This window comes from Micromonospora sp. GCM10011541, from assembly GCF_042650725.1.
Lineage (GTDB): Bacteria > Actinomycetota > Actinomycetes > Mycobacteriales > Micromonosporaceae > Micromonospora > Micromonospora sicca.
Genome location: NZ_JBHSBP010000062.1, coordinates 81,772 through 91,369, shown reverse-complemented (window position 1 = coordinate 91,369; position 9,598 = coordinate 81,772). Strand labels below are relative to the sequence as shown.

At 70.3% G+C, this 9,598-nt stretch carries 9 protein-coding genes; 1 reads left to right on the top strand and 8 read right to left on the bottom strand.

Features of this window, described 5'->3' with window-relative positions:
- Nucleotides 1–54: 54 nt before the first annotated feature.
- The 8 genes from ACFOYX_RS26815 to ACFOYX_RS26780 form a co-directional block, all read right to left on the bottom strand.
- Nucleotides 55–900, bottom strand: a complete 846-nt coding sequence (locus tag ACFOYX_RS26815) for a DUF559 domain-containing protein (RefSeq protein ID WP_322475189.1) — start codon at nucleotides 898–900, stop codon at nucleotides 55–57.
- 232 nt (nucleotides 901–1,132) lie between these two features.
- Entirely contained in the window at nucleotides 1,133–2,146 is a 1,014-nt protein-coding gene (speB, locus tag ACFOYX_RS26810) for an agmatinase (RefSeq protein WP_322440619.1), read from the bottom strand.
- Nucleotides 2,143–3,345, bottom strand: coding sequence for a saccharopine dehydrogenase C-terminal domain-containing protein (locus ACFOYX_RS26805; protein WP_322440620.1), 1,203 nt, complete (start codon nucleotides 3,343–3,345; stop codon nucleotides 2,143–2,145). The genes speB and ACFOYX_RS26805 overlap by 4 nt, the downstream gene beginning before the upstream one ends.
- On the bottom strand, nucleotides 3,345–4,766 hold the full coding sequence (locus ACFOYX_RS26800) for an FAD-dependent oxidoreductase (RefSeq protein ID WP_322440621.1): 1,422 nt from the start codon (nucleotides 4,764–4,766) through the stop codon (nucleotides 3,345–3,347). The genes ACFOYX_RS26805 and ACFOYX_RS26800 overlap by 1 nt, the downstream gene beginning before the upstream one ends.
- Nucleotides 4,763–5,590 carry an ABC transporter permease gene (locus tag ACFOYX_RS26795; protein WP_322440622.1) on the bottom strand — a complete coding sequence of 276 codons (828 nt, stop codon included), beginning with the start codon at nucleotides 5,588–5,590 and terminating at the stop codon, nucleotides 4,763–4,765. Before ACFOYX_RS26795 ends, ACFOYX_RS26800 begins: the two co-directional genes overlap by 4 nt.
- Nucleotides 5,590–6,498, bottom strand: a complete 909-nt coding sequence (locus ACFOYX_RS26790) for an ABC transporter permease (protein ID WP_322440623.1) — start codon at nucleotides 6,496–6,498, stop codon at nucleotides 5,590–5,592. Before ACFOYX_RS26790 ends, ACFOYX_RS26795 begins: the two co-directional genes overlap by 1 nt.
- Nucleotides 6,495–7,649, bottom strand: a complete 1,155-nt coding sequence (locus ACFOYX_RS26785) for an ABC transporter ATP-binding protein (protein ID WP_322440721.1) — start codon at nucleotides 7,647–7,649, stop codon at nucleotides 6,495–6,497. The genes ACFOYX_RS26790 and ACFOYX_RS26785 overlap by 4 nt, the downstream gene beginning before the upstream one ends.
- A gap of 5 nt (nucleotides 7,650–7,654) precedes the next feature.
- Complete coding sequence (locus ACFOYX_RS26780; protein WP_109800524.1) at nucleotides 7,655–8,839, bottom strand: spermidine/putrescine ABC transporter substrate-binding protein; 1,185 nt, start codon at nucleotides 8,837–8,839, stop codon at nucleotides 7,655–7,657.
- 209 nt (nucleotides 8,840–9,048) lie between these two features.
- On the opposite strand from ACFOYX_RS26780, the gene ACFOYX_RS26775 reads away from it, so the two are divergent.
- Nucleotides 9,049–9,561, top strand: a complete 513-nt coding sequence (locus ACFOYX_RS26775) for an Lrp/AsnC family transcriptional regulator (RefSeq protein WP_109800525.1) — start codon at nucleotides 9,049–9,051, stop codon at nucleotides 9,559–9,561.
- Nucleotides 9,562–9,598: the final 37 nt, after the last annotated feature.

The window sequence follows — 9,598 nt, the reverse complement described above, 5'->3', positions numbered from 1 at the left end:
ACCGCTGCCAACTGTCAGCTCACCACTGCTGAACCGACCCCGCCATGCTCACAGTCAGGCCAGGGCGGCGCGGACGGTGGCGATGATGTGGGCCGGGCGGCGGTAGAGGTCCCGGTCGGTGAAGTAGCGCATTCTCCAGCCGCTCGCGTCCAGCCAGTTGACTCTGTCGCGATCGTGGCGCAGCCGCTCCCGGTCCAGGTGAGAGAGCCCGTCGTACTCGACGCCAACCCGACGTTCGCGATATCCGAGATCGATCCGGAAGCGTGAGATGCCGTACTCGTCGTGCACCCAGATCTGCGGCTCGGGGACGGGCAGCCCGGCGTCGATGAGGAGCAGCCTCAGCTGGCTCTCCTGCCGGCATTCCGCGCGGCCGTCCGCCAACGGCACCAGCTGTCGCGCTTGACGAATACCGCGCAGCGTCCTGTGCAACGGCAGCTCGGTGAGGAGATCGTCCGCGCCCACCGCTCCGGAACGAAGAGCGGAGTCGAGCACGGGCAGCGCGTCCATGCGTCGAGCGGTGCGCGCCAGGTCGACCGCACATTGGGCGGCCGGGACGCAGGGCAGCCCACCGACGATCACCGGACGCACCGGAAGTACCGAGTGGTGGACGATCAGGCCGGGCAGCCGCGGCCTGGCCAGCCGCGGCGGCAACTGCACGTGCACGGCTCCCTCGGGCAGCACGCCGAACCCGTGGCGGCGGGCGGCGCTCTGCATGGTCAGCATGGCCTCCACGGGAAGGCGCAGCATCAGGGCCCGCAGTTCGTCCTCGTCATCGCACACCTGCCGGGTGTAGACACCCCGCCGCACCCGCAGCAGTTCTTCTCTGCTGATGCGGGTCCTGATCCGCCTGATGGTGAGCGCCCGCATCAGCGCCCTGGTAGTCAACAGCTCGGTCGGCATGTCCGCAGAATCCGCCAACCACCCCCACCACCCCGCCCCCGACCAAACCGCCTGTGGACAACCCACCCCCCTGTGGACAACCAGCCCCCACCCCGCCCCCCGTGTTACCCCCATCCCTATCGCCCGCGATCTTGCAGTTGCTGACCCCGATTTAGGTGCTATTGGCCGGAATGCGGCGACACAAAGTGCAAGATCGCGGGAGAAGGGGTGGGGTGGGGGTTGGGGCGGGGGGTCAGCGGGCGTCTAGGAGGGGTTGGGTGGGGTTCCAGGGTGGGCCGCCGGCGGCGTCGCGGCGGCGGCGGGCGATCGCCGACAGGGCCTCCAGGACCACGCGGTTGCCGAGGTAGGCGGTGATGTCGGCGTGGTCGTAGGGCGGGGCCACCTCGACCACGTCGACGCCGATCACCGGCAGCTCGTAGCAGACGCGGCGGACCGCGTCGAGGAGTTGGCGGGAGGTCAGGCCGCCGGGCTCGGGGGTGCCGGTGCCGGGAGCCATGCCGGGGTCGACCACGTCCACGTCGACGGAGAGGAAGACGCCCTCGCACTCGTCCACCGCGATCTCGAAGGCCTCGGACAGACAGGCGTCCAGTCCGCGGGCGACCACCTCGGTCATCTCGTACGACCGCATTCGCTGCTCCGCCATCCAGGACAGCGTCTCCGGGCCGGGCCAGTAGCCGCGCAGCCCGATCTGGAGGAAGCGGTCGCCGCGTACCGCGCCGGACTCGATGAGCCGGCGCATCGGCTGGCCGTGCCCGTGCAGCGAGCCGAACTCGATGTCCCCGGTGTCGGCGTGCGCGTCGAAGTGGACCAGCGACACCCGGCCGAGCCCGTGCTGCCGGGCCACCCCGGTGGCGTCGGGCAGGGCGATGGAGTGGTCGCCGCCGAGCACGATCGGGATGGCACCGGCCCGGGCCACCGCATGGACGGCCTCTTCCAGGGCCGACAGGGACCGCTCGATGTCGCCGGAGAACATCTCGACGTCACCGGCGTCGTACACCCGGAGGTCCTTCAGGGCGTCGACGCGGAACGCCAGGGACGGGCGGGAGCCGTCGTGCGGCAGGTAGCAGGCCTGGCGGATGGCGGACGGGCCGAACCGGGTGCCGGGCCGGTGCGAGGTGCCCCCGTCGAAGGGTGCGCCGACGATGACGATGTCCGCGTCCACATAGGTGACAGGCTCGGAAAGAGTGCAGGGCGGCACGCCGAGGAAGGTGATGTCGGGGCCGAACATCGGGCCGTAGCGGGTCACCGCTCCTCCATCCCCCACGGCGAACCGTAGCCGGTCAGCAGGTCCAGGAAGGGTACCGGCGGCAGCGCCTCCGGGCCGAGCACGCCGGCGCCGGACCAGGCGCCGGTGGCGAGCAGTTCCAGGGCGACGACCGGGTTGACGGCGGTCTGCCAGACCACCGCCTGGTGGCCGTACTCCTTCATCGACCACCCGTTGTCGACGACGTGGTAGAGGTAGACCTTCCGGGGCCGGCCGTCGACCCCGGCGCCGGTGACGTACGTCCCGGCGCAGGTCTTGCCGCGCATCCGGTCGCCGAGGGTGGCGGGGTCGGGCAGGCAGGCGGCGACGACGTCCCGCGGGGAGACCTGGGCGCCCCGCACCGACACCGGGCGGGTCGAGTCCAGGCCCAGCTTGTGCAGGGTCTTCAGCACCTCGATGAACTCGTCGCCGAGGCCGTACTTGAAGGTGACCCGCTTCGCCTTGACCCACCGCGGGACGAGCAGCACCTCCTCGTGTTCCACGTTGACGCACTCGACGGGGCCGATCCCCGCCGGGAAGTCGAAGACCTCCGGCTCGCTGAACGGCGGGGTGGTGTACCAGCCCCGGTCGGCCTCCCAGATGACTGGCGGGTTGAGGCACTCCTCGATGGTGGTCCAGATGGAGAACGACGGCGCGAAGTCGTACCCGTCGACGGTGAGGTTGGCGCCGTCGCGGACCCCGATCTCGTCGATCTCGCTGAACAGCTCGTCGGCGGCGTAGCGGGCGAAGACGTCCGACAGGCCGGGCTCGATGCCGATGCCGCAGAGCGCGAGCCGCCCGGCAGCGGACCACTGCTCCGAACGAGCGAACTGCTCGTCGCCGAGCTTCACCCCGGTCTCGGCGTGGGGGCGGGTCGGGTGCGGGTGGGACAGGGACATCGCCATGTCGAGGTAGTCGGCGCCGGCGGCGAACGCGCCGTCGAAGATCGGCATGACGAAGCGCGGGTCGACCGCGTTGAGCACGTGGGTGATCCGGTGCTCCCGGCAGAGCGCGGCGACCGCGTCCGCCGAGGCGGCGTCGACGTGGGCGGCGACGAAGCGGCCGTCGTGCTCGGCGATCGCCCGGGACGCACGGCCCAGGTCGTAGTCGGCGACCACCATGGTCTCGAAGAAGGTGCGGCGGGCGGCGATGGCGACGGCGGCGGAGCCGACGCCGCCCGCGCCGACGAGCAGGATGCGCATCAGGAATCGAACCCCAAACCAAGACGATCGAGCGTACGGAGCCAGAGGTTGCGCCGCCCCTCGCGCGCGTCGGCGCGGGCCAGCGACCAGCGGGTGAGATTGATGCCGGTGGCCCGGAACGGCTCCGGCGGGAACGGCAGTGGTTTGCTGCGCACCAGGTCGAGCCGGGTCAGCGGGGTCTCCTCGCCGCCGAGCAGGTCGAGCATCACCCGGGCGCCGAACCGGGTCGCCCCGACGCCGAGCCCGGTGAACCCGGCGGTGTACGCCAGCCGGCCCTGGTACGCGGTGCCGAAGAACGGGCAGAACCGGGTGCAGGTGTCGATGACCCCACCCCAGCGGTGGCTGAACCGCACGTCGGAGAGCTGCGGGAAGGTGGTGAAGAAGTGCTCGGCGAGGGCGGTGAAGGTGACCGTCCGCTGTTCCAACTCGGGCGCGATCCGGTTGCCGTAGTGGTAGACCGCGTCGTACCCGCCGAAGAGAATCCGGCCGTCGGCGGTGATCCGGTAGTAGTGGAACTGGTTGCCGGTGTCGGCGAGCCCCTGCCGGTTGGTCCAGCCGATCGCCTTCCGCTGCCCGGGCGTGAGCGGCTCGGTCATCAGCGCGTAGTCGTACACCGGGACCAGCCAGGCCCGCAGCCGGCGCAGCAGCGGCGGGAACGCGTTGGTGGCGAGCGCGACCTGCCGGGCGCGGACGCTGCCCGGGGCGGCGTCGGCACCGCCGGCGGTCGCGAGCCACAGCGCCCCGCCGTCGCGGCGCAGGCCGGTGACCCGGGTGTGCTCGTGGATCCGCACGCCGAGGTCGAGGCAGGCCCGGCGCAGCCCCCAGGCCAGCTTCGCCGGGTCGAGCATGGCCACCCGGTCCCGGTCCCACATCCCACCGAGGTACGTCGGCGAGTCCACCTCGGCGCGTACCTCGTCGCGGTCGAGCAGGCGGACGTCGTGGCCGTACCGGCGGGCCAGCTCGGCGTCGGAGGCGAGCCCGGCGAGCTGGTACGGCTCGACGGCCACCGCCAGCTCACCGGTGCGTTCGAAGTCGCAGTCGATGCCGTGCTCGGCGACCGCGGCAGCGATGCCGTCCAGGTTCTCCCGGCCGAGCCGTTCCAGCTCGTCGATCTCGCCGGGGAAGCGGTCGACGCCGTTGGCCAGCCCGTGGGTGAGCGAGGCGGCGCAGAATCCGCCGTTGCGCCCGGACGCCGCCCAGCCGCAGGTTCCGGCATCGACCAGGAGCACGTCGCGGTCCGGGTCGGCCCGCTTGGCGAGCAGGGCGGTCCAGAGCCCGGCGTACCCGCCGCCGACGACCAGCAGGTCGGCGGTGTGCGTACCGGTGAGCGGCGGCAGCGGGTCGGGGCGTTCCGGACGGTCGAGCCAGTACGGCACGGGCGCCGCGTCGGCCAACGCCCGGCCGGTATGCGGGAGGTTCATGACCGGCGCTTCGCCCGCCGGCCGCGCAGCGAGCTGAGTCCGACCAGCAGCAGCGCGATCACGAACATCGCTGTGCCGATGACGTTCACCTGCGGCGGGATGCCGCGCTGTGAGGCACCCCAGACGTACATCGGGAAGGTGACGGTGGTGCCCGCGTTGAAGTTCGTGATGATGAAGTCGTCGAAGCTGAGCGAGAAGGCGAGCAGCGCGGCGGCCACGATGCCGGGGAGCACCAGCGGCAGGGTGATCCGCCGGAAGGTCTGCCACTCGCTGGCGTAGAGGTCCATGGCGGCCTCCTCCAGCCGGCTGTCCATGCCGGCCAGCCGCGCCTTCACGGTCACCACCACGAACGACACGCAGAACATCACGTGCGCGATGACGATGGTCCAGAAGCCCTGCGGGATGCCGAAGCCGAAGGTGGCCCGGAGCTGGCCGTCCGACCAGACGAAGAGGGCGAGCAGCGAGGTGCCCATCACCAGTTCAGGGGTGGCCATCGGCAGGAAGATCAGCAGGTTGATCCCGGACCGGCCGGTGAACCGGTGCCGGACCAGGGCGAAGGCCATCAGCGTGCCGAGCCCCGTGGAGACCACGGTGGCGATGAAGCCGATCTGCACACTGCGCACCACGGCGTCGCACATGTCCGACGTGGCGCAGGGGTGCGTCCAGTTGTCGAGGGTGAACTCGTGGAAGTCGTAGGAGAGCCGGCTGGAGGGGCGGTTGAAAGAGAGGCCGGCCACCACGAGGATCGGCAGCGACAGGTAGCCGAGGACCAGCAGGGCGACGCCCATCACCCACCGGTCGGCCAACCAACGCGAGATTCTCATCAGAGCACCTCCTCCGTGCCGGCCTTGAGCAGGTAGACGAAGACCACCGCGAGGATCGCCGCCATCAGGAGGAACGACAGGGCCGCGCCCTGCGGGTAGTCCAGCCGGACCAGGAACGCCGAGTCGATGACGTTGCCGATCATGTACTCGTTCGGGGTGCCGAGCAGCTCGGCGTTGATGTAGTCACCGGTCGCCGGGATGAAGAAGAGCAGCGTTCCGGCGATCAGCCCGGGCATCGACAGCGGCAGGGTGACCTTCCGGAACGCCCGCAGCGGGTTGGCGTACAGGTCGCTCGCCGCCTCCAGCAGCCGGTAGTCCAGCCGCTCCAGGCTCGCGTACAGCGGCAGCACCAGGAACGGCAGGAAGTTGTAGGTCAGGCCGAGCACCACCGCGATCGGGGTGGCCAGCAGCCGGCCGTCCGGCCCGAGCAGGTGCACGTCCCGCAGCAGCCCGACCACCCAGCCGTTGTCCGACAGGATGGTCTTCCAGGCCAGGGTGCGGACCAGGAAGCTGGTGAACATCGGCGCGACCACGGCGACCAGCAGCAGGTTCTTCCACCGGCCGGCCTTCTGCGCGATGGCGTACGCCAGCGGGTAGCCCATCAGCAGGGCCAGCACCAGCGCGATCGCCGAGTAGGCGAACGATCGGGTGAACTGCGGCCAGTACGCCTCAAATGCCTCCGGGTAGTTGCCGAGCTCGAGGGCCGGCGAGTACCCGGTGGCGAGCGAGTCGCTCCGGTCGTACAGGCTGGCCGCCGCGAGCTGGAACAGCGGCAGGGCGAAGAAGATCAGCAGCCAGGCCGCCCCCGGCAGCAGCAGCAGGTACGGCAGCAGCCGGTACCGCCCGCGCCGGGCCGGCGGCGCCGCCGGCTGCCCCGACGAGGTGGGTACGTGGGCGAGCGCGGTCATGACAGCACGCTCACCGGCGGCTCGTCGAGCAGCGGGGTGGTGCGGTCTTCCTCGCCCGGCTCCCGGCGGAGCAGGAAGGCGTGCCGCGGGTCCCAGTGCGCCACCACGGGGGCGCCGACCGGGAGCTGCCCGCCGAGGCCGCTGTTCGCGGAGAACGCCGACAGCTCGCTGCCCCAGGCGGTCTTCACCAGGTACTGGGTGCTGACGCCGACGTAGGAGGCGTCGGTCACCACGCCGCCGACGTGCTGGTGGCCGGCCGGCACCTCGGCGGCGGTCCCGACCAGGTGCAGCTTCTCGGGGCGTACCCCGAGGAAGACCGGTCCCCGGTCGAGGCGGGCCCGCGCGGCGGGCACCGAGAAGCGCCCGCCGTGCGCGGAGACCAGCACGTGGTCGCCGCTCGTCCCGCCCGCCTCGCCGGCGAGCAGGTTGGACTGGCCGAGGAAGTTCGCCACGAACGCGGTCGCCGGGAACTCGTAGATGTCGGCGGGGGCGCCGAGCTGCTCGATCTTTCCGGCGTTCATCACCGCGACGGTGTCGGCCATGGTCATGGCCTCCTCCTGGTCGTGGGTGACGTGCACGAAGGTGATGCCGACCTCGGTCTGGATCCGCTTCAGCTCGATCTGCATCTGCCGGCGCAGCTTGAGGTCCAGCGCGCCGAGCGGCTCGTCCAGCAGCAGCACCTGCGGGTGGTTGATGAGGGCGCGGGCCAGCGCGACCCGCTGCTGCTGCCCGCCGGAGAGCTGGGCGGGGCGGCGGCGGCCGTACCCCTCGAGCTGCACCAGCGCGAGCATCCGGTCGACCTGGTCGGCGACCTTGCGGATGCCCCGCCGGCGCAGCCCGAAGGCCACGTTCTCGTTGATGTCCAGGTGCGGGAAGAGGGCGTAGCTCTGGAACACGGTGTTCACCGGTCGCTTGTACGGCCGCAGCCGGGCGATGTCCCGGTCGCCGAGCAGCACCTGCCCGCTGGTCGGCTCCTCCAGCCCGGCGATCATCCGCAGCGTGGTGGTCTTGCCGCAGCCGGACGCGCCGAGCAGGGCGAAGAACGAGCCCTGCGGGATGGTCAGGCTGAGGTCGTCGACCGCGGTGAAGATGCCGAACCGCTTGGTCAGGTTGGCCAGCCGCAGGTCGCCGGCCGGTGCCTCGTGTCCCATCGTCCTCACGCCCCGATGACCTGCTGGAACTTGGCCTCGTACTCCTTCTCCTGCTTCTCGTCCAGGGCCATGAAGACCTTGGACTTCGACAGCATCGCCTCATCCGGGAAGATCAGCGGGTTGGCGGCCAGGTCCGGGTCGATCTTCTCCATCTCGGCCTGCGCGCCCTTGACCGGGCAGATGTAGTTCACGTACGCGGCCAGCTTCGCGGCCACCGCCGGGTCGTAGTAGTAGTTCATCAGCTCTTCGGCGTTGGCCCGGTGGGTGGCCTTGTTCGGCACGAGCATGTTGTCCGACCAGAGCATCACGCCGGAGTCGGGCACCACGAACTTGATCTTCTCGTCCTCGAAGCCGAGCTGGATCACGTCGCCGGACCAGCCGATGCAGGCGGCGATGTCGCCCTTGGCCAGGTCCGGGGCGTAGTCGTTGCCGGTGAACTTGCGGATCTGCTTGGACTCCACGGCCTTCTTGAGCTTGTTCAGCGCGTCGTCGAACTGCGCGGCGGTGAAGTTCGCCGGGTCGTGACCGTTGGACTGGAGCAGCAGGCCCATGGTGTCCCGCATCTCGGAGAGCGCGGTCACCTTGCCCTTGAGGTCGGGGCGGGTGAGCAGCTCGTCAACGGTGCGGATCTCCTTCGCCACCTTGGCGTTGTAGGCGAGACCGGCGAGGCCGGACTGCCACGGGATGGCGAGCTCGCTGTCGGGGTCGAAGGAGCGGTTGCGCAGCGAGGGCAGCAGGTTGGCCTCGACGTTGGGCATCTTGGCCTTGTCCAGCTTCTGGATCCAGCCGAGTCGGATCATCCGGGCTGCCATCCAGTCGGTGAGGACCATGATGTCCCGTCCGGTGGTCTGGCAGCCGGCGAGCTGGTTCTGCACCTTGCCGAAGAACTCGTTGTTGTCGTTGACGTCCTCGGTGTAGGTCACCTGGATGCCGGACTTGGCGATGAAGGCGTCGAGCGTGGGCCGCTTCGACTCGTCCTTCTCGTCGACGTCCATGTACTGCGGCCAGTTCGAGAAGGCCAGCTTCTTCTCCGTAGCGGAGAGGTCATCGCTCTTGCAACCGGCCTCGGTCTGCTGGGCACCCTTCGTGCCGCAGCCGGTCAACGCGCCGGCGGTGGCCAGCAGCGCCGCCGAGCCGAGGGTGCCGGTGAGCAGACCACGCCGGGTAAGGGGCCGGAGGGGACTACGCATGTGACGACTCCTAGGGGGGTCATCGTCGGCGGCGGGACGGGGGGTGGCGCGCCGGCGGGAGGGTCAGTGGCGATGGACGACTGATCCTGACATGCAGTGACCTTCCTTACAAGGGATTCCGTTGCGGGAATAGCAATGGGCGACGAAATACGCCAGACTGCGGCGGGGGCACTACGCTCAGCCCCAAGCAATCGGACATGGGAGCGGCGATGAACAACCGGCACCTGGAGACTGGCAACGGCTCGCGTCGCGTCACCGTACGCGACGGCGCCAGTCACGCTCTGCTGGACGATGTGGCGAAGCAGATCATCGAGCAGCTCCAGGAGGACGGCCGCCGCCCGTACGCGACCATCGGCAAGGCGGTCGGCCTGTCCGAGGCGGCGGTCCGCCAGCGGGTGCAGCGACTGCTCGACGCCGGCGTCATGCAGATCGTCGCGGTGACCGATCCGCTCCAGCTCGGCTTTCCCCGGCAGGCGATGATCGGGTTGCGCACCGACGGCGACCTGGAGGCCGTCGCCGACCGGCTCGCCGGGTTCGAGGAGATCGACTACGTGGTCATCACGGCCGGGTCGTTCGACCTGCTGGCCGAGGTGGTCTGCCGCAACGACGCCCACCTGCTGGAGATCCTGCAGAAGCTGCGCGCCGTCGAGGGCGTGCTGGCGACCGAGGCGTTCGTCTACCTCAAGCTGCGCAAGCAGACCTACAGCTGGGGCACGGCCTGATACGGATTCCGTTGTCCTCCTCAACGCTTCTCACTGA

Bases quoted from the DNA above. Each gene is read 5' to 3' on its own strand.
- ACFOYX_RS26780 (WP_109800524.1), bottom strand. From the start codon at position 8,839: ATGCGTAGTCCCCTCCGGCCCCTTACCCGGCGTGGTCTGCTCACCGGC.
- ACFOYX_RS26790 (WP_322440623.1), bottom strand. From the start codon at position 6,498: ATGACCGCGCTCGCCCACGTACCCACCTCGTCGGGGCAGCCGGCGGCG.
- ACFOYX_RS26785 (WP_322440721.1), bottom strand. From the start codon at position 7,649: ATGGGACACGAGGCACCGGCCGGCGACCTGCGGCTGGCCAACCTGACC.
- ACFOYX_RS26795 (WP_322440622.1), bottom strand. From the start codon at position 5,590: ATGAGAATCTCGCGTTGGTTGGCCGACCGGTGGGTGATGGGCGTCGCC.
- ACFOYX_RS26815 (WP_322475189.1), bottom strand. From the start codon at position 900: ATGCCGACCGAGCTGTTGACTACCAGGGCGCTGATGCGGGCGCTCACC.
- ACFOYX_RS26805 (WP_322440620.1), bottom strand. From the start codon at position 3,345: ATGCGCATCCTGCTCGTCGGCGCGGGCGGCGTCGGCTCCGCCGCCGTC.
- ACFOYX_RS26775 (WP_109800525.1), top strand. From the start codon at position 9,049: ATGAACAACCGGCACCTGGAGACTGGCAACGGCTCGCGTCGCGTCACC.
- ACFOYX_RS26800 (WP_322440621.1), bottom strand. From the start codon at position 4,766: ATGAACCTCCCGCATACCGGCCGGGCGTTGGCCGACGCGGCGCCCGTG.